Genomic DNA, 19,028 nt, shown 5'->3' with positions numbered 1-19,028 from the left:
CGTCGTACCGGAGGTGAAGTACAGCATCAGCGGATCGCCGGCCAGGGTCGGCCCGTCGGGCAGGAACTCCGCGGAGGCCGCGTACGCGTCCTCGTACGACACCCAGTTCTCCGGTGCGCCGCCCACCGCGATGCGCGTGTGGTCGCCGGGCACCTCCGCGAACTTGCCCGTGTCCTCGGCCCGCACCACCACATGCCGGACCCGCCCCCGCTCGACCCGGTCGCGCAGATCGGCGGGGCCCAGCAGCGGAGTCGCCGGAACCACCACGGCCCGCAGCTTCATCGCTGCCAGCGCCGTCTCCCACAGCTCGACCTGGTTGCCCAGCATGACCAGGAGACGGTCCCCGGCGCCCACACCCTGCGCGCGCAGCCAGTTCGCCACCCGTCCGGCGCGCTCGGACATCCCGGCGAAGGACACCCGGGTCTCGGAGCCGTCCTCCTCGACGATGTGCAGGGCGGTGCGGTCGTTGCCGTCCGCGATGACGTCGAACCAGTCCAACGCCCAGTTGAAGTGCTGCGGACGCGGCCAGTCGAAGCCCTCGTACGCCGTGGCGTAGTCCTCGCGGTGCTCCAGCAGGAAGTCCCGTGCCCTGCGGAACTCCTGTGTCACATGACTTTCTGACACTCTGTCATCTTCTCCTCTCCGGGTCCCGGCCCGTCTCAGCGGGCCGCACCGTCCACCGGGACCAGTTCGACGACCGGGATGTCGCGGCCCGTGCGGTCACGGAACTGGGCGAAGTTCGGGTCCTGCGCGGTCTGGAGCCGCCACAGCTCCTCGTGCTCGGCGGCGGGCACCGGCCGGGGCCTGGCCTCGAAGCGCCGTCCAGGCAGCTCGACCGTGCCGGTGCCGGCGGCCATGAGGTTCCGGTACCAGGCCGGGTGCGCCTCGGCACCGCCGTTGGCGGCGAAGACGATGTGCCGGCCCTCGTGCTCCAGGTGGACCAGCGGGGTCGTGCGCCGTACGCCGCTGCGTCGGCCGGTGGTGCTGAGCAGCAGGAGGGGGACGTCGCCGAAGTCGCTCACCCGGCCGTTCGCGCGGAATTCCTCGATGACCCGCCGGTTGAAGGGGTTGCTGTTCACCGTCTCGTCGACGGGGGCACCGGAGAATTCATCGGCGTCCTCGGTCGATTGCGGCGCACGTTCCGCACGGTACGCGTCCCAGCTCTCCTCCGGGCGATACAGACGGGTCGTGGTCGTTTCCTCGAAGGGCATTCCCTCGGGCATGTTGATGAGTTCCATGTGCAGGCCCCAGGGGGTGGTGAAGTACACCCAGCGGTCACCCGCGATGGGGCCGTCCGTGATGGTCTCCGGCTCGCCGAGGATCGTCACACCGGGCACCTCGCGCAGATGGGCGGCGGCCTTGTCGACGTCGTCGACGTGAAGGGCGAAGTGGTGCCCGCCCCAGTCGCTGTTGCGCGGCCGGGCACGGTCCTGGTCGGGCGCGGTGTACTCGAAGAGCTCCAGGTTGGTCACCGGCCCCAGCCGCAGCATCGCGATGTGGGCCGAGGCGCGCGGGTGGACGCCGAGTTTGCGGGTCATCCAGTCCCCCTCGCGGTCCTCCACCGGGCCGAGCCGGTAGGCGAGTTCGGCGCCGATGACGTCGACGAAGAAGCGCACGGCCTCTTCCAGGTCGGGCACGGTGTACGCGATGTGGTGGACGGCGCGGGCTCCGGGAAGTGCGCTCAAGGTCTGCTCCGATCGGCCTCGGTCCGCCGGGGGCGGACGCGTGCGGGTCCCGGGTCTCGCACCCGGTCTCGCCTGGACCCTGGACCGGGCGGCGGGCGGGAACAAGGGCAAGTCCAGGAAGTCGGCGGACATGCCGAAGTCGGCGCGACAGGTTGGCGTTTCGGGAATGCGTCCTGTTGAGATGGAGCCCGTCGAGAGCGGCACGGTTTCGCTCCGACGAGGCAAGGCGATTCACATTCGTATTTCTCAGGTATTTCACAATCCGTATTTCTCTGAACCGCGTTGAGCGTGTGCCGAATAACGGGGGTCGATGATGGGTGAGTTGAAGAGACGCCGGTTCGTGGGTCTGGGTTCCGGAATCGCGTTCACGGCGGCGGCCGGGGGCGGGCTGGCGACCGCGCCGTACGCCCGGGCCGCCGCCGGCGAGGCGGCGGTGACGGTCCGGGCGGGCTCGACGGGCGTCGCGGTGACGCCGGACGACGCCCGGTACCCGGACCTGATATCGGGCAACAACCAGCGGTGGACGTCGAGTCCGGACAAGATCGTGCTGCCCCGGACGACCGAGGACGTGGTCGCGGCCGTGCAGGAGGCGGTCACCGGTGGCCGGCGGCTCTCCGTGTGCGGGGGCGGGCACTGCTTCGAGGACTTCGTGTTCAACGCGGACGTGAAGATCAACATCAACATGTCCCTGATGAACGCGGTCACGTTCGACACCGCCATGAACGCCTTCCGGGTCGGCGCCGGAGCGACCCTGCTGGACGTGTACGAGGCCCTGTACGAGGGCTGGGGCGTCACGATCCCGGCGGGCATCTGCCACAGCGTGGGTGTCGGCGGTCATGTCACCGGCGGCGGCTACGGCAACCTCTCGCGACAGTACGGACTGACCGTCGACCACCTCCACGCCGTCGAGGTCGTCGTGGTGGACGCCGCCGGCAAGGCGAGGAGCGTCGTGGCGGCCCGCGACTCGGCCGACGCCGCCCTGCGCGACCTGTTCTGGGCGCACACCGGTGGCGGCGGCGGGAGCTTCGGAGTCGTCACCGCCTTCTGGTTCCGCACGCCCGGGGCCACCGGCGCGCCCGCGGCCCTGCTGCCGAAGGCGCCCTCCAAGATCTTCCTCACGCTGGCGGGCTGGCCCTGGGAGAAGGTCACCCAGGACGGGTTCACCGCCCTCGTCGACTACTGGGGCAAGTGGTTCGAGAAGAACAACACCCCCGGCACCACGGCCGGTTCGCTCTACTCGTGGCTGATGCTCAACCACCGCGACAGCGGATCCCTCGGTGCGGTGGTCCAGTTGGACGCCTCGCTGCCCGACGCGGCGAGCGTGCTCTCCGACTTCCTGAGCGGCATGGACCAGGCGCTGGGACTGCACTCCGCGACGACCCGGCACGACGGTGTGCTCGACTCGCAGTACACCTCGACCCGGCTCATGCCCTGGCTGCGCGGCACCCGCTACATCGGCGCGATCTCCCCGACCCAGCTCGACCCCACGACCCGCGGTTCGCACAAGTCGGCCCACCTGCGCAAGCCGACACCGCGGCGGCAGATCGACGCCATGTACGCGCATCTCACCAGCACGGACCTGCCGAGCACCATGACGGGCATCGTCCTGTCCGCCTCGGGCGGCCGGATCGCGAGCGTGTCGTCCACGGCGACCGCGGTCGCGCAGCGCGACGCGATCATGAAGGTGAACTTCGAGAGCCGCTGGTACGCCCCGGCCGACGACGCGAAGAACGTCGGCTGGATCCGCCGGGCCTTCGCCGACGTGTACGGCGACACCGGCGGTGTGCCCGTCCCGAACGACGTGACGGACGGCTGCTACATCAACTACCCCGACGGCGACCTGGCCGACCCGGCCTTCAACACGTCGTCGGTGCCCTGGCACGACCTGTACTGGAAGCAGAACTACGCGCGTCTCCAGCAGGTCAAGCGCACCTGGGACCCGGGCAACGTGTTCCGGCACAGGCAGTCCGTGCGCCTCCCGTAGCCCCTCGCCCCCCTCGAAGCCCTCGTCGAAGCCCTCCTCGAAGAGAACCCGAAGAGCACTCGAAGAGAACGCGAAGAGAAACAGCACCCGCATCCCCCAAGGAACTGGAGACAGACGATGCGCACCACCACTCTCGGCAAGAACGGTCCCGTCGTAGGCCGCGTAGGCCTCGGCACCATGGGCATGTCCTTCGGCTACGACCCCCACGGCTGGGACGACGACGCCTCGGTGAAGGTGATCCACCGCGCCCTGGACCTCGGCGTCAACCTGATCGACACCGCCGACGTCTACGGCCCCTTCACCAACGAGGAGCTCGTCGGCCGCGCCCTGAAGGGCCGCCGCGACGAGGTCGTGCTGTCCACCAAGGGCGGTCTGGTGGTCGACGAGAACGGGCTCGGGCTCAACGGCACGCCCGAGCACCTGTCGGCGGCCGTGGACGCCAGCCTGCGGCGGCTCGGCGTGGACCACATCGACCTGTACTTCCTGCACCGGGTGGACCCGAACGTCCCGCTGGAGGAGAGCTGGGGCGCGCTCGCCGAGCAGGTCGAGGCCGGCAAGATCCGCTCGCTCGGTCTGTCGGCGGTGACCCTGGAGCAGGTGCGCGCGGCGGACGCGGTGCACGAGGTCGGGGCCGTCGAGTCCGAGGCCTCGCTGTTCACCCGCGACGCCTTCGCGGACGTGGTCCCGTACACCGTCGAGCGCGGCATCGCCTTCCTGCCGTTCTCTCCTCTCGGCCGCGGCCTGCTCACCGGCGCCTTCGCCAAGCCCGCCGACCTGCCCAAGGACGACTGGCGCAGCACCCAGCCGCGGTTCACCGAGGAGGCGTTCGCCCACAACAAGGCGATCGTCGACGTGGTCTCGGCCGTCGCCGGGCGGCACGGGGCCACCACCGCGCAGGTGGCGCTGGCCTGGCTGCTGGCCAAGGGCGAGTACATCGTCCCGATCCCCGGCACCAAGACCGAGCGCTACCTGGAGCAGAACGCCGGTGGCGCGGATGTCCAGCTCACCGCCGAGGACGTCGCCGAACTGGACGCCCTGCCCGAGCCCATGGGCGCGCCCGAGGCGTAAGAGCCCCTGTCGCATCCCCTGTCACATCCCCGGGCGGATCAGCGTTCGGCGACGCGGCGAGCGTGTGTGCCGGACGGCGGGCGCCCGGCCGGAGATGTGACCCGGGCTCCAAGCCCTCACAGCCTCCGCGTACACCCCCGCACCCACCCCGACCTCGACGGGAGACCCCCGTCGGATCCGCCCCGCCGGCGCCGTGACCGGGCCAACCCCGGTCCGGTGCCGGCGGGGCACGCCCCCGCAGGGCTCACCCCCACGCGTACGACCTTCCCCCCTCACGACGCCGACCCCACCAGAGGGAGCAATCCGCGATGACCGAGATCACCACGGCCCAGCCGTCGCGTCTGACGACCGCCTTCGACATACCCCGCCCGCCGGGACTGACCTGGTACGTCCAGGCCCAGCAGCCCGTCGGCTACGAGGTCTCCCTGACCCGAGGACTGCTCAGCCCCGTCAACCCGGCCCTCGCCAAGGCGGTCGGTGCCGACGGCCGCGGCGGCGTACGCGCCCTCGTGGTGGTCGACCGTGTCGTCGACAAGCTCTACGGCACGGCGCTGCGCGACTACTTCGCCGCCTGGCAGACCGACGCCACCTGGCTGGTGATGTCCGGCGACGAGGAGACCAAGGTCCTGGAGCAGGCCGTGGACGTGACCCGGGCCATGACCGAGATGGGCATCCTGCGCCGTACCGAGCGGGTGGTCGTGGTGGGCGGCGGCGTCCTGATGGACGTGGTCGGCCTGGCGGCCAGCCTCTACCGCCGGGGCGCCCCCTACGTGCGGGTGCCCACCACCCTGGTCGGCCAGGTGGACGCGGGCGTCGGTGTGAAGACGGGCGTCAACCACGGCACCCACAAGAACCGGCTGGGCACCTACTTCGCACCCGAGGTCACACTGATCGACCCGGAGTTCCTGCGGACCGTGCCGGAACGGCACATCGCCAACGGTCTCGCCGAGATCATCAAGATGGCGCTGATCAAGGACGCCGACCTGTTCCGCCTCCTCGAGGAGACCGTCGCGCACATCTCCAGCGACACGATGGCGAACTGCGGGTCGGCGATGAGCGAGGTGATCTCGCGCGCCATCGCGGGCATGCTCGACGAGCTGGAGCCCAACCTGTGGGAGAGCGTGCTGGAGCGGTCGGTCGACTACGGCCACACCTTCAGCCCCTCGCTGGAACTGCGCGCGGATCCGCCGCTGCTGCACGGTGAGGCCGTCGCCGTCGACATGGCGGTGTGCGTCGCCCTCGCGGAGGGCCGCGGTCTCCTCGGCACCACCGAGGCACACCGGGCCCTCGCCCTGATCGCCGCGGCCGGACTGCCGCTGACGCACCCGGTGTTCACCCCGGAACTGCTCCAGGTGGGGCTGGCCGACGCCGTCAAGCACCGCGACGGTCTGCAGCGTCTGCCGCTGACCGACGGCATCGGGTCCTGTGTCTTCGTCAACGACGTCACGGCCGCCCAGCTCGCCGCGGCGCTGGAGTTCGTCCACGCCTACGCGGACCACCGCACGGACGGGCCGGGCCGGTGAACGCTCGGGGTCCGATCACCGTCCTCGACGTGGGCGGGACCCATGTGCGGCACGCCGTGTGGTCGCCCCGGGAGGGGCTGAGCGGGATCGTGGACACGCCCTCGCCCAGCCGACTGCGTCACCCGGAGGCCGGCGTCGAGGAGTTGAAGGGGCGTCTGCTCGACACGATCTGCGACGCGGTGCCCACCGGTCCGGCTACGGTGGCGGGCATCTCGTTCGGGGCGGCGCTCGACCAGCGCACGGGCACGGTGTACGGCTCGGCGCCCCTGTTCGGCGACGAGACGACCCCGCTGGACCTGCCGGGCGCGCTGCGCGAGCGGCGGCCCGACGTGGAGTGGCATGTGGTCAACGACGTCACCGCCGCGCTGCTGCACTTCGTCTCCGCGCCCCGGCGCCGGGGGCACCGAAAGGTGCTGCTGATGACGGTCAGTTCGGGCATCGCCTGCCGCACCGTCGACCTGCGCACCGGGACGATCGCCACGGATGCCTGCGGGCTCCAGGGCGAGGTCGGCCACCTCCCGGCAACCGCGGAACTGGCGGGCTCTCCCGTTGAACTGGTGTGCGACTGCGGGCGTCCGGGCCATGTGGCCTCGTACGCCTCCGGTCCGGGCCTGCGCCGGATGGCGGACGTCCTGCGGGAACGGGAGCCCGCACGCTGGCAGGCGTCGGAGCTGGGCCGTTCGATGGCGGCGGGTACGGCCTTCGAGGACGCGCTGGGCCACGCCCTCGACGCGGGCGATGCGCTGGCCGGCGAACTGCTCGACGCGTCGACGGCCCCGGTCGCCGACGTCCTGCGCACCGCCCTGTGCCTCGACCCGGAACTCGACGAACTCGCCCTCACCGGCGGCGTCGCCACCGGCCTCGGCCGCCACTACGAGGCGTCCCTGCACCGCCACCTCCGCCACGAGGGCCTCTACCTCACCGGTGAACGCGCCCCGGAGTGGACAACCGACCGCATCACGATCTGCGCCCCGGGCGAGGCGAACGGCCTGATCGGCGCGGGCATCGCGACGCTGGGCGCGGGCACCGCGGGAGCGGACGCGGACCTCTCGGGAGCGGACGCGGACCTCGCGGGAACGGGCTCGAACCTCGCGGGAACGGGCTCGAACCACGCGGGAGCCGGCTCGAACCACCCGGGAACGGGCTCGAACCACCCGGGAGCCGGCTCGAACCACGCGGGAGCCGGCTCGAACCACCCGGGAACGGGCTCGAACCACCCGGGAACGGGCTCGAACCACCCGGGAGCCGGCTCGAACCACCCGGGAGCCGGCTCGAACCACCCGGGAACGGGCTCGAACCACCCGGGAACGGGCTCGAACCACGCGGGAGCGGACGCCTACCGCGCGGGAGCCGGCTCGGACCTCTCCTCCGGGTGGCACCACGCCATCGTCCGCGACCACCCGGGGCGGCTGCACTTCTCCCCGCGGCCCACGCCCGAACCGGGCCCGGGTGAGTTGCTCGTCGCCCCCGTGGTCGCGGGCGTCTGCGGTACCGATCTGCAGATGCTGCGCGGGGTGCGCGACGACGGGGCGCCGGTGCTCGGGCACGAGGGTGTGGCGCGGGTCGTGGCGGTCGGAGCCGGGGTCCGGGAGCCCCGGCTGGTGCCGGGCGCTCATGTCGTGGTCAACCCGACGCACCCCACCGACCCCTCGTTCCTGCTCGGGCACAACGTGGACGGGCTCCTCCAGGAGCGTGCGCTGATCCCCGCCACGGCGGTGGGGGGCGGGCTGGTGCTCCCGTTGCCCGAGGTTCCGCCGGGCGTGCTCGGCACGCTGATCGAACCGCTCGCCGTGGTCCGGTACGCCGCGCTCGCCCTGTCCGAACACCGTCCCCGCACGCTCCTCGTCTTCGGCGACGGCACGGTCGGACACCTCGCCGTGCGCACCGCACGGCGTTGGTACGGCCCCGGCGTACGGACCGTGCACGTGCACCACACCCGCGCCGGCCTGGACTGGAGCGCCCAGACGCCGTACGCCGCCGACATCCGGCTGCGCTACGACGACCTGTCCGCGGACGCGGCCCGGCTCGCGGACGTACTCGGCGACGGCCCGATCGCGGTGCTCGTCGCGACCCCGGCCCCGGCCACCCTGCCCTGCCTGGAACTGGCGCTCGACGCCACGGACGGCGCGGACACCGTGGTCGACCTGGTCGGCGGCCTGCCCCGGCCGGCCACCAGCCCGCGGCTGCCCGGCGTGGACCTGGCCGCCGTACGCGCCGCGAACCGCGCGGGCCTCCCGCAGCCGCCCCAGGTCGCCCGGCTCGGTACGGCGAGCGGACACAAGGTGCGGGTCCTGGGCCATCGCGGGGTGGCGGGCGAGCACCTGCTGTACGCGGCGGCCGAACTGTGCCGTGCCCCCGAGCGCTACCGGGACCTGGTGACACACGTGCTGGACCTGCCCGGCGCGGTGCCGGTGCTGACCCGGCTCGGCGAAACCCACGACCGGATCGTCTCCGGACGCCGGCTGATCAAGATGGCCGTACGGATGGGCGAACCGTCATGACCGGAGAAGGGGCACCGTCCCTGCCGCTGACCGCGCTGGCCGACTGGCGGCTGCCCGGGCGCGGCGCGGCGGCCGTGGAGCTCGCCGGCCACCACCGGGTGCGGGGCCTGCAGTTCGACCTCGGCGGCCCCGGCCGGGGCCCGTGGCTGGACGCGCACGGCCACCTGGCGCGTCTCGCCCGCGCGGCCCGCGCCGCGGAGGTCGAGCCGCTCGCCGTCGCGGGCAACGTGCTCAACGACATCGGGCTCACCGCCCCCGAGGGCACGCTCGTGGCGGGACGGGTCCGTGGGGTTCTCGCCCGACTGCTGGACGCCGCCGCGCAGTTGGGGGCACCGCTGGTGTTCGTGCCGAGCTTCCGGCGGAGCGCGATCGACGGCGAGGCCGCGCTGCACCGCACGGCCGAGGTACTGCGCGCCGCCGCCGGGCAGGCCGAGCTGCGGGGCATCCGGCTGGCCAGCGAGAACACGCTGGCGCCGGGGGCCGCGCGGTGGCTGGCGGAGCAGGTCGCCTCGCCCGCCTTCCGGCTGCTGCTCGACACCGGGAACCCGCGGGCGGCCGGTGTGGACCCGGTGGAGCTGGTGGCCGCGGTCGGACCGCACCTGGCCGACCAGATCCACGTGAAGGACGGCTTGGCCGGCACGGACGCCGCGCCGCTGCTCGGCGACGGCGACGCGGCGGTGGGCGACACGCTCGACGCGGTACGGCGCCACGGGCCGCCGGTGCGGGCGCTGGTGCTGGAGAACGACCACCGCGGCGGCGACGGCCACCGCCTCGCCGCGGACCTCGAACGGCTCCGGGCGCTCGCCGAGCGCCTGCGCCGCCCTCGGACGAGCACGGCGGAAACGACGAACACGGCACGAACGACGGAGACGGCAGGGACATGGGCATCGTAGTGACCGCACAGGCGCTGCTGTTCGACATGGACGGCACGCTCATCGACTCGACCGCGGCGGTGGAGCGCACCTGGCGGCGGTTCGCCGCACGGCACGGGCTCGACGCCGCCGCGATCCTGGCGAGCGCGCACGGACAGCGCACCGCCGACACCGTGGCCGCGCACGCGCCGCGGGGCACGGACCTCGACACGGAGACGGCCTGGCTGGTCGCCCAGGACGTCGCGGACACCCGCGGCACCGTCGCCCTGCCGGGCGCCGCCGAGCTGCTGGCCGCGCTGCCGCCGGACCGCTGGGCGCTGGTCACCTCCGCCGGGCGGGAACTCGCCGAACGGCGCATGGCCGCGGCCGGGCTGCCGTTGCCCGAGGTCGTCGTCACCGCCGACGACGTACGGCACGGCAAGCCCCACCCGGAGGGCTACCACACGGCGGCCCGCCGGCTCGGTGTCGACCCCAGGGCCACGATCGTCTTCGAGGACGCCGAACTCGGCCTGCTCGCGGGCCGCGCGGCCGGCGGCTACACGGTGGTGGTCGGCCACCACGGGGGCGAGGCCGCCGAGGGCCGCCCGCGCATCACGGACTACCTGGGCGCCAACTGCTCCGACACGGGCGACGGCCTGCGCCTGACGCTGCCCGCACGCGCGGGCGCGACCGTGTGACCCCGCCTGTCACCTAACACCTGGCACCTGGCACCTGGCACCTGGCCAGATTCACCACTTCTCTCACCACTTCACCGATCGGAGTGCGATCGACATGCCCAGCACACAGCAGCCCACCGCACCCCAGCCCACCACCGGGCAGTACGGCGTCTTCGGCCATGTCGCGCCGGGGTTCGAGGCCGTACGCGAGGAATTCCTGCGCAACTTCACCGAGCGGGACGAGCAGGGCGCCGCGCTCGCCGTCACGCTCGGCGGGGAGCTGGTCGTGGATCTGTGGGGCGGCCCGGCCGACCCCGCCGCCGGCCGGGCCTGGGACGGCGACACGGTCCAGCTGATCTTCTCCGGCAGCAAGGGCGTCCTGGCGACGGCCCTGCTGGTGCTCGTCGACCGCGGAGTCGTCGAGCTCGACAAGCCGGTCGCCCACTACTGGCCGGAATTCGCGGCCAAGGGCAAGGCCGGGATCACCGTGCGCGAGGTCGTGACCTTCACCGCGCGGATGCCCGCCGTCGCCGCCCCGCTCTCCCAGGACGACCTCGGCGATCCGGAGGCGATGGCCAAACTCCTCGCCGACCAGCCGCAGGAGAGCGACCCGCGCGCCGAGGGCATCCTGTACGGGCCTTGGGCGACCGGCTGGATCATCGCCGAGGTGATCCGCCGCGCGGACGGCCGCCGTCTGGACAGGTTCTTCGCCGAGGAGGTCGGCCGGCCGCTCGGAGTCGACGTCTCCTTCGGCCTCGCCCCGGAGCAGGAGGACCGCGTCGCCCGCACCGAGTACGGCAAGGGCTTCCGCGAACAGTTCTCGGGCTACTTCACCAGCGACGATCCGCTGACCCAGCGGATCTGGCAGAACCCGGTCCCGTTCCCCGAGGACTCCGGCATCTGGAACAGCCCGGCCCGCCGCTTCAGCCTGATCCCCGCCGCCAACGTCTACGGCTCCGCCCGCGGCTTCGCCAAGCTGTACGGCATCCTCGCCGCCGACGCCTCCCGGCCGGCCGAGGACGCGCCCGTGCTGCTCTCGCGCCGGCTGCTCGACGAGGCCCGGGCACCCCGGGTCAGCAAGGTCGACCAGCTCATCGACGTCCCGATGGTGTACGGGGGCGGCGGCTACCGGCTGCGCACCAACCCGCGTCCCACCGTCGACGGGGACTCCTTCGGCCACGACGGCGCCGGAGGCTCCGCCAACCAGGCATGGCCGCGGGCGGCGGCCGGTGTCTCGTACGTCATGAACCGGCTCATCGCGCTCGGCCCCGACGACAAGCGGGCCTCCTCCCTGGTCAAGGCCGTGGCCGCGGCGATGGAGAACCTGGGCCTCGGCGGTGCCAGATGAACGTCCCCGGCATACGGCGGTCCATCTCGCAGGACGGCATACGGCTGCTCACTCCGGACGGGGAGCGGACACCGCATCCCGAGTACGCCTGCGACCCGTCCCCCGATGAACTGCGCTCCCTCTACCGGGACATGGCCCTCGCCCGCCGCTTCGACGCCGAGGGCGTCACCCTGCAACGCCAGGGCGAACTGGGCCTGTGGCCCTCCCTGCTCGGCCAGGAGGCGGCCCAGGTGGGCTCGGTACGGGCACTGCGCGACGGCGACCGCGTCTTCCCGAGCTACCGCGAGCACGCCGTCGCCCTGGGCCGCGGGGTCGATCCACTGGCCCTGCTGCGGCTCTTCCGCGGGGTCGACCACGGGGCCTGGGACCCGGACGCGCACGACTTCCACCTCTACACGCTCGTCATCGGCTCGCAGACCCTGCACGCCACCGGATACGCGTGCGGGATGGCCAAGGACGGCGCGGACTCCGCGGTGATCGTGTACTTCGGCGACGGCGCCACCAGCCAGGGCGACGTGGCGGAGGCGTTCAACTTCGCCGCCGTGTGGGACGCGCCCGTCGTGTTCTTCTGCCAGAACAACCAGTGGGCGATCTCCGAACCGAACGAGCGCCAGACCCGGGTGCCCCTGCACCAGCGCGCCCAGGGGTACGGCTTCCCCGGCGTACGCGTCGACGGCAACGACGTCCTGGCCGTCCAGGCGGTCACCCGCGCCGCGCTCGAGCACGTGCGGTCCGGCCGGGGGCCCTTCCTCATCGAGGCGTTCACCTACCGGATGGGCGCCCACACGACCTCCGACGACCCGACGCGCTACCGGGACGCCGCCGAGGTGGAGAGCTGGCGGGCGAAGGACCCGCTGCTGCGGCTCGCGCGGCTGCTGCGGGCCGAGGGCGCGGCGGACGACGCGTTCTTCGCCGAGGTCGAAGCGGCGGGCGAGGCGCTGGCCGCGCGGGTGCGGGAGGGCGTACGGACCATGCCGTCCCCCGGCCCCGAGGAGCTGTTCGACCACGTGTACGCCCAGCAGCACTCCGGGGTGGCGCGGGAGCGTGCCGAGTTCGCCGCCTACCAGTCGTCCTTCGAGGGGGTGTGATCCGGTGACAGCGACTCGCATGACCCTGGTGGCGGCCCTCAACGCCGCACTGCGCACGGTCCTCGCGTCCGATCCGAAGACGCTCGTCATGGGCGAGGACGTCGGCCGGCTCGGCGGTGTGTTCCGGGTGACCGACGGGCTGCAGAAGGACTTCGGCGAGGGACGCGTGATGGACACGCCGCTCGCGGAGTCGGGCATCGTCGGCACGGCCATCGGCTTCGCCCTGCGCGGCTACCGGCCGATCGTCGAGATCCAGTTCGACGGCTTCGTCTTCCCCGGCTACGACCAGATCGTCACCCAGCTCGCCAAGATGCACGCCCGTTCGCGCGGCCTGGTCCGCCTCCCGGTCGTCATCCGGATCCCGTACGGCGGTGGCATCGGCGCGGTGGAGCACCACTCGGAGTCTCCCGAGGCCCTGTTCGCCCACGTGGCGGGCCTGCGGGTCATGTCGCCGGCGACGCCTTCGGACGCGTACTGGATGCTCCAGGAGGCCGTCCGGTGCGACGACCCGGTGGTCTTCTTCGAGCCGAAGCGGCGCTACTACGAGAAGGGCGAGGTGGACGAGGCGCCGGAAGCCGCCTCCGGACAGCTCCCCGCGCACACCGCGCGGGTGGTACGGCCGGGCGGCGACCTGACGCTGGCCGCGTACGGCCCGATGGTGGCGACCTGTCTGGAGGCGGCGCGGGTGGCCGCCGAGGAGGGCCGGGACCTGGAGGTCGTCGATCTGCGGTCGATCTCGCCGATCGACTTCGACACCGTCCAGCACTCGGTGCGCCGGACGGGACGGCTGGTGGTCGCGCACGAGGCGCCCGTGTTCTTCGGCGCGGGCGCGGAGATCGCCGCCCAGGTCACCGAGCACTGCTTCTACCACCTGTCGGCACCGGTCCTCAGGGTCGGCGCCTACCACACCCCGTATCCGCCGTCCCGCCTCGAGGACGAGTACCTGCCCGGCATCGACCGCGTCCTCGACGCCGTCGACCGTGCGCTGGCTCACTGAGGAGACCGACGACCATGAGTGAACCCGCCCCGCGCCACCGTGAGTTCCGCATGCCCGACGTGGGCGAAGGCCTCCAGGACGCCGACATCATCCGCTGGCTCGTCCACCCCGGCGACACCGTCACCGACGGCCAGGTCATCTGCGAGATCGAAACAGCCAAGGCCGCCGTCGAACTCCCCGTCCCCTTCACCGGCGTGGTCCACGAACTGTGCTTCCCGGAGGGGGCGACCGTGGCTGTCGGCGCGCCCATCATCAGGGTGGAGACGGAGGTGGCGGGGCCGCCGGGCGACACGGAGCCGGAGGGACCGGCGGGGGGCACCCCGGCCGGCAACGTCCAATCCGGAGAGCCCCTGGCCGGAGAGGTCCCGCCCGGGGACAGCGTCGAGGAGGCGCGTACGCCCGTTCTGGTCGGCTACGGTGTCGCGCCGGCGCGCCGGACCCGGCGGGCCCGCCGGAACGGCACGGCCGTACGCCCGTCCCCGCCGCCCGCTCTCGCACCGCCGGCGGCACAGCCCCCGACGCCCCGGGCCCCGGAGCCCCATGTGCACCGGGACCCCGCCCTGCGGACCCACGCGGCCCTGGACTCGGCTCCACAGGTCCCGGCGCCCCAAGTCCCGGCCCCGCAGCCCCACATGCTCCAGCCCTCGGCCCCGCGGACCCAGGCGTCCCCGCCCTCGCGTGATCCCTCCCTCCCGCTGGCGAAGCCCCCCGTGCGCAAGCTCGCCCGGGATCTCGGCGTGGACCTGGGCGCCATCGTGCCTACGGGCCCGCGCGGCGACATCACCCGTGAGGACGTGCACGCCTTCGCCAGGGCCCCGCAGCAGCCCGCACCGGCCGCCCTCGACCTCGATACCGCCCCGGCGTCCGCCGGGCTCCCCTCGGCCTCCGAGGACTCCACAGCGTCCGCGTCCGCCGGCGACACGCGGATCCCCGTCACCGGTGTGCGCCGGGCCACCGCCCGGGCCATGGTGGCCAGCGCGTTCACCGCGCCGCATGTCACGGAGTTCGTCACGGTCGACGTCACCCGGACGATGAAGCTGGTCCGGCGGCTGAAAACGCACCCGGACATGGCCGGGCTGCGGGTGGGACCGATGTTGCTCGCGGCGCGGGCGTTCCTGGTCGCGGTGCGGCGCAATCCGGAGATCAACGCCTCCTGGGACGAGGAGCGTCAGGAGATCGTGCGGAAGCGGAGGGTGAACCTCGGTATCGCCGCCGCCACACCACGCGGCCTCCTGGTCCCCGTCATCGAGGACGCCGCCGGCAAGACGCTGCCCGAACTCGCCTCCTGTCTCGACGAACTGGTCGCCACCGCGAAGACGGGCCGGACCGCGCCCGCCGCGCTGCGGGGCGGGACCGTGACCCTCACCAACATCGGCGTGTTCGGCGTCGACACCGGCACCCCGATCCTCAACCCCGGCGAGGCGGCCATCCTGGCGCTCGGCGCCATCGGCCCGCGGCCCTGGGTGCACCGCGGCAAGGTCGTCCCACGCCAGGTCACCACCCTCGCCCTCTCCTTCGACCACCGGCTCGTCGACGGCGAACTCGGCTCCCGCGTCCTCGCGGACACCGCGGCCCTGCTGCACGACCCGCAACTCCTGCTCACCCGCGCCTGACCGTCCGAGCACGGCTCGCCCCTCCAGGAAGAGGAAGAAGAGGAAGACGATGCTCGACATGCCCGGCCCGACCGCCGGACCGACCGCGCCCGACCCCGCCGAAGTGCCCTCCCGAGCCCGGCTCTCCCTGTTCACCGCCGTGGTGGCGCTGGGCGGCCTGCTGTTCGGCTTCGACACCGGAGTGATCTCGGGCGCCCTGCTGTTCATCAGGACCGACTTCGGCCTCAACTCCTTCGAGGAGGGCGCCGTCATCTCCGCGCTGCTGCTCGGCGCCGCCGTCGGCGCGCTGGGCAGTGGGCGCCCCGCGGACCGGTTCGGCCGCAAGAAGGTGCTCGTGGCGATCGCGCTGACCTTCACCCTGGGCCTGCTCGCCGCCGTCCTGGCCCGCGACTTCACCGGCCTGGTCGCGGCCCGCGCGGTGCTGGGCCTCGCGGTGGGCGGCGCCTCGACCGTGGTACCGCTGTATCTGGCGGAGATCGCCCCACCAAACCTGCGCGGACGCCTGGTGACGGCCAACCAGATCCTGCTGACCGTGGGGATCCTGGTCTCCTACCTGATCAACCTCTGGTACGCCGACAGCGCCGACTGGCGGGCCATGTTCGCCGTCGGGCTCGTGCCGTCCGTCGCCATGCTGCTCGGCACGCTGGCCATCCCCGAGAGCCCCGAGTGGCTACGCGCACGCACCGCCACGACCGACCGCGCCCGGCGCCCGCCCGGCGCGCTCCTCTCACCGGCCGCACGGCCCGCGCTGCTCATCGGGATGACGCTCGCCGCGGTACAGCAGTTCGGCGGCATCAACAGCATCATCTACTACGCGCCCAGCATCATGGCCCGAGCCGGTCTGCCCGCGGCCGACTCGATCACGTACTCGGTGGTGATCGGCTCGGTGAACGTGCTCGCGACGATCGCGGCCGTACCGCTGATCGACCGGGCCGGCCGGCGTCCCCTGCTGCTGGCCTCCCTGGGTGGCATGGCCCTGTCCCTGGTCGCCCTGGGCGTGGCGTTCGGCCTGCCCGCCGGTCCGGCGACCAACGTGACCGCGCTGATCTGCATGGTCACCTACGTGGCGTCCTTCGCGATCGGGCTCGGCCCGGTCTTCTGGATCCTCGCCGCCGAACTGTTCCCGCCCGAGGCCCGCGCCCGGGGCGGCGCCGTGTGCGCGCTGGTCAACTGGGCGGCCAACTTCGTCGTGGGGCAGATGTTCCTGCCGGCCGCGGACCTCGTCGGACAGGCCTGGGTGTTCGCCTTCTTCGCCGCGGTGTCCTCGAGCGCGGTCGTGTTCGTCCTGCGTACGGTCCCCGAGACCAAGAACCGCTCCCTGCCGGAGGTCCAGCGGGAACTGGCCGAACGCTCGGGACGCCGCCCCGCGGACACCGTGCGGGCAGGCTCCGCGGCGGTGCCGTCCGTACAGGGCTGACACCACCGATCCGCACCGTGACCAGGGGCCCTCGCTCGCCGAGGGCCCCTGGTCACGTGTCGGCGCACATGACAGGTAGCGGACCCGCACGCGTCAACCGGATCCCGCCGCCCCGGGCGGCCCCGCGGCACTGATGCCGTGCAGGATCAGTTCCCAGACACCGCACGCACCCGCGCTCGCGGACGTCGGCCCGACATGATCGGGATGCTCCGCCCCACCACCGCTCTCCGCCCCATCACTGGTCCTCACCCCACCACCGGTCATCACCCCGCCGCCGGCCTCCGCCCCGCCCCGGCCGATCTCAGCCCAGCATCCCGCCACCAGCCGGGTGAGCAGTGCCGCCACCGTCTCCGGCCTTACCCCCGGCCGTAGTTGCCCCGCCCCGAGGGCCCGCTCCAACAGGGCGTGCAGCGACGACACCCACTCCAGGTCGAGACCCGGGACCCCGCCGGCGCCCTGCGGAGCGTCGCGTTCGAGACGCAGGGCGGCCCGGGTGACCACGTCGTGCGCCGGAAGCCGTACGAGGGTGGACGTCAGGTCGGCGACGGCCTCCAGAGGCGGCTTCGCACCGCTCATTACGTCCTTCACCACGGGCACGACCGCCTCGCGGCCGGCCTCCCGCACAGCCTCGGCCAGGTCTCTCTTCGTGGGGAAGTGGAAGGTCAGCGCCCCCATCGAGGTACGTGCACCCTTGCTGATCCGGGCGAGCGAGGCGCCCTCGTACCCTCTGCGGTCGAACTCCACCGCTGCGGCGCGGATCAGCGTCCGGTGTGTCTGTGCGGCTCTTTCCTGCATCGACTGGCTCTCTCTCTTCCCTCCGGTCCGGACCGTGCACGGAACTCGGTCATGACATTGCCCCTGGTAGGCGCGGTACGGAGGCCCGAACTCGCCAAAGTCGTCGAGACTTGACGCGAAACAAAGCAAACGTTCTTTATGCTTTGGTCGTTCGTCGGAATCACACCGCACTGAGGGGGATGAAGTGTCGGCGATTCGAGAGGCGCGGCTGCGGCGCCCGGAGACCGCGGGGTTCGCCGCGTTCGGTCAGCGGCTGTTCGGGCACCTGCCGCGGGTCGACCAGCAGAGGTGGGGCCACGCGTATCTGCGCGGCCTGCTCACGACCCCGGGCAAGAAGTCCGTGCGCCGCATGGCCGAGACGGTGACCTCGTCACCCACGGCGTCCCAGTCTCTCCAGCAGTTCGTCAACGCGAGCCCCTGGGACTGGGAGGCGACCCGGCGGGAGCTGGTCGGCTGGGTGGACGAGCGGCTGCGCACCCGCGCATGGACCATCGCCCCGACCGTGCTGCCCAAGCGCGGCGCCCATTCGGCCGGGGTGCACCGCCGCTTCGTGCGCGAACAGGGCCGTACCGTCAACTGCCAGCTGGGCGTGGCGGTGTTCCTCTCCGGCGGGAGCGAGCACATCCCCGTCGACTGGGGGCTGCACCTGCCTGAGCGGTGGACCGGCGACCCGGAGACGCGCCGCCGGGCCCGCATCCCGGACGAGGCCCGGTCCCAGCCACTGTGGTCGCACGCCCTGGGCCTGGTCGAGGCGCTGGCCGCACAGCCGGGTGTCGTCCCGGCGCCGGTCGTCGCCGACCTGACCACGGTCACGGACGTACGCCCGCTGATCGAGCGGCTGCACGGGCGCGGCCACGGCTTCGTCCTGGCCGTCGGCGGTCAGCTGCCCCTCGTCGCCGAGCCACGGCCGGCGCGACCGAACCGCGAGCCCCTGCCACCGCTCTCGGCCCGGCACCTGCTGCTCCAGGGCGGCACCCGGCACCCGAACGTGACCATGACGACCGGTCCCGACGGCCGGCCCCGGCGGCTGCAGGTCATCTCGAGCCCGGCGGAGATACAGGGCCTGGCGCCCGGCGGCAGCCGGATCTCCTCCGCCGGCCGCGTCTTCGCCGAGTGGGACGCCACCCTGCAGCGCCCGGGCCAGATCTGGCTGACCAACCTGCCCGAACTCAGGATGGCGGAGCTGCTGGCCCTCACAGGTCTGCACGACGGCACGCTCACGACGGTTGCCACCCTCGGCGACCGCTACGGCCTGCTCGACTTCGAGGGCCGTTCCTACCCCGGCTGGCACCGTCACATGACCCTGGTGTCGGCGGCCTACGCCTACGGCCTGCTGTCCGGGACCCCGGCCGCCCTCGAGACGCCGTACTGGCAGGCCGCCTGAGCCCCGCCCGCGCGACAACCGGGCCCCGAGGGCCCGGCCAGTCGTACCCCTGGACACCGACCCGTGGAAGGATGGCGCAACCCACACATATCGAGGA

The 19,028-nt window shown here is 72.8% G+C and carries 15 protein-coding genes; 12 read left to right on the top strand and 3 right to left on the bottom strand.

What is annotated here, in order from left to right:
- A partial coding sequence (locus tag KUM49_RS31610) for an AMP-binding protein (protein WP_217240382.1) occupies positions 1-624 on the bottom strand: 624 nt, incomplete at its 3' end.
- A 35-nt stretch (positions 625-659) separates the two neighbouring features.
- Positions 660-1,685, bottom strand: coding sequence for a nitroreductase/quinone reductase family protein (locus tag KUM49_RS48790; protein ID WP_254402051.1), 1,026 nt, complete (start codon positions 1,683-1,685; stop codon positions 660-662).
- 313 nt (positions 1,686-1,998) lie between these two features.
- Between KUM49_RS48790 and KUM49_RS31595 the strand changes: the two genes are divergently transcribed.
- The 11 genes from KUM49_RS31595 (at position 1,999) to KUM49_RS31545 (ending at position 16,752) form a co-directional block, all read left to right on the top strand.
- On the top strand, positions 1,999-3,669 hold the full coding sequence (locus KUM49_RS31595) for an FAD-binding protein (RefSeq protein ID WP_217240381.1): 1,671 nt from the start codon (positions 1,999-2,001) through the stop codon (positions 3,667-3,669).
- A gap of 117 nt (positions 3,670-3,786) precedes the next feature.
- Positions 3,787-4,737 (top strand): aldo/keto reductase, encoded by a 951-nt coding sequence (locus tag KUM49_RS31590; RefSeq protein ID WP_217240380.1) that lies wholly within the window; start codon positions 3,787-3,789, stop codon positions 4,735-4,737.
- 308 nt (positions 4,738-5,045) lie between these two features.
- Positions 5,046-6,260, top strand: coding sequence for a sedoheptulose 7-phosphate cyclase (locus KUM49_RS31585; protein ID WP_217240379.1), 1,215 nt, complete (start codon positions 5,046-5,048; stop codon positions 6,258-6,260).
- Positions 6,257-8,761: an ROK family protein gene (locus KUM49_RS31580; protein WP_217240378.1), complete on the top strand. Its 2,505-nt coding sequence runs from the start codon at positions 6,257-6,259 to the stop codon at positions 8,759-8,761. The genes KUM49_RS31585 and KUM49_RS31580 overlap by 4 nt, the downstream gene beginning before the upstream one ends.
- The gene (locus KUM49_RS31575) at positions 8,758-9,654 is read left to right on the top strand and encodes a sugar phosphate isomerase/epimerase (RefSeq protein ID WP_217240377.1); all 897 of its coding nucleotides are present in this window, start codon (positions 8,758-8,760) and stop codon (positions 9,652-9,654) included. The genes KUM49_RS31580 and KUM49_RS31575 overlap by 4 nt, the downstream gene beginning before the upstream one ends.
- The gene (locus tag KUM49_RS31570) at positions 9,642-10,310 is read left to right on the top strand and encodes an HAD-IA family hydrolase (protein WP_217240376.1); all 669 of its coding nucleotides are present in this window, start codon (positions 9,642-9,644) and stop codon (positions 10,308-10,310) included. The genes KUM49_RS31575 and KUM49_RS31570 overlap by 13 nt, the downstream gene beginning before the upstream one ends.
- 94 nt (positions 10,311-10,404) lie before the next feature.
- Positions 10,405-11,637 (top strand): serine hydrolase, encoded by a 1,233-nt coding sequence (locus KUM49_RS31565; protein ID WP_217240375.1) that lies wholly within the window; start codon positions 10,405-10,407, stop codon positions 11,635-11,637.
- The gene (gene pdhA, locus KUM49_RS31560; protein WP_217240374.1) at positions 11,634-12,725 is read left to right on the top strand and encodes a pyruvate dehydrogenase (acetyl-transferring) E1 component subunit alpha; all 1,092 of its coding nucleotides are present in this window, start codon (positions 11,634-11,636) and stop codon (positions 12,723-12,725) included. Before KUM49_RS31565 ends, pdhA begins: the two co-directional genes overlap by 4 nt.
- Before the next feature lie 19 nt (positions 12,726-12,744).
- The gene (locus KUM49_RS31555) at positions 12,745-13,722 is read left to right on the top strand and encodes an alpha-ketoacid dehydrogenase subunit beta (RefSeq protein ID WP_217240401.1); all 978 of its coding nucleotides are present in this window, start codon (positions 12,745-12,747) and stop codon (positions 13,720-13,722) included.
- 14 nt (positions 13,723-13,736) lie between these two features.
- Positions 13,737-15,335, top strand: coding sequence for a dihydrolipoamide acetyltransferase family protein (locus KUM49_RS31550; RefSeq protein ID WP_217240373.1), 1,599 nt, complete (start codon positions 13,737-13,739; stop codon positions 15,333-15,335).
- A 58-nt stretch (positions 15,336-15,393) separates the two neighbouring features.
- Positions 15,394-16,752: an MFS transporter gene (locus KUM49_RS31545; protein WP_217240372.1), complete on the top strand. Its 1,359-nt coding sequence runs from the start codon at positions 15,394-15,396 to the stop codon at positions 16,750-16,752.
- A 93-nt stretch (positions 16,753-16,845) separates the two neighbouring features.
- On the opposite strand, the gene KUM49_RS31540 is transcribed toward KUM49_RS31545, so the two are convergent.
- Positions 16,846-17,547: a TetR/AcrR family transcriptional regulator gene (locus KUM49_RS31540; RefSeq protein WP_217240371.1), complete on the bottom strand. Its 702-nt coding sequence runs from the start codon at positions 17,545-17,547 to the stop codon at positions 16,846-16,848.
- Positions 17,548-17,731: 184 nt separating this feature from the next.
- Here KUM49_RS31540 and KUM49_RS31535 point away from each other — a divergent pair, with 184 nt between their 5' ends.
- Positions 17,732-18,931: a transposase gene (locus KUM49_RS31535; protein WP_308406829.1), complete on the top strand. Its 1,200-nt coding sequence runs from the start codon at positions 17,732-17,734 to the stop codon at positions 18,929-18,931.
- Positions 18,932-19,028: the final 97 nt, after the last annotated feature.

Source organism: Streptomyces sp. AC555_RSS877, from assembly GCF_019049245.1.
Classification (GTDB): domain Bacteria; phylum Actinomycetota; class Actinomycetes; order Streptomycetales; family Streptomycetaceae; genus Streptomyces.
Note: the sequence above shows the minus strand (reverse complement) of the source record. Positions and strands in the feature narration are given on the sequence as shown.

What these genes read in the sequence shown, in the direction of transcription:
- KUM49_RS31595 (WP_217240381.1), top strand. Translation starts at nt 1,999, where the DNA reads ATGGGTGAGTTGAAGAGACGCCGGTTCGTGGGTCTGGGTTCCGGAATC.
- KUM49_RS31590 (WP_217240380.1), top strand. Translation starts at nt 3,787, where the DNA reads ATGCGCACCACCACTCTCGGCAAGAACGGTCCCGTCGTAGGCCGCGTA.
- KUM49_RS31585 (WP_217240379.1), top strand. Translation starts at nt 5,046, where the DNA reads ATGACCGAGATCACCACGGCCCAGCCGTCGCGTCTGACGACCGCCTTC.
- KUM49_RS31575 (WP_217240377.1), top strand. Translation starts at nt 8,758, where the DNA reads ATGACCGGAGAAGGGGCACCGTCCCTGCCGCTGACCGCGCTGGCCGAC.
- KUM49_RS31570 (WP_217240376.1), top strand. Translation starts at nt 9,642, where the DNA reads ATGGGCATCGTAGTGACCGCACAGGCGCTGCTGTTCGACATGGACGGC.
- KUM49_RS31565 (WP_217240375.1), top strand. Translation starts at nt 10,405, where the DNA reads ATGCCCAGCACACAGCAGCCCACCGCACCCCAGCCCACCACCGGGCAG.
- pdhA (WP_217240374.1), top strand. Translation starts at nt 11,634, where the DNA reads ATGAACGTCCCCGGCATACGGCGGTCCATCTCGCAGGACGGCATACGG.
- KUM49_RS31555 (WP_217240401.1), top strand. Translation starts at nt 12,745, where the DNA reads ATGACCCTGGTGGCGGCCCTCAACGCCGCACTGCGCACGGTCCTCGCG.
- KUM49_RS31550 (WP_217240373.1), top strand. Translation starts at nt 13,737, where the DNA reads ATGAGTGAACCCGCCCCGCGCCACCGTGAGTTCCGCATGCCCGACGTG.
- KUM49_RS31545 (WP_217240372.1), top strand. Translation starts at nt 15,394, where the DNA reads ATGCCCGGCCCGACCGCCGGACCGACCGCGCCCGACCCCGCCGAAGTG.
- KUM49_RS31540 (WP_217240371.1), bottom strand. Translation starts at nt 17,547, where the DNA reads ATGCAGGAAAGAGCCGCACAGACACACCGGACGCTGATCCGCGCCGCA.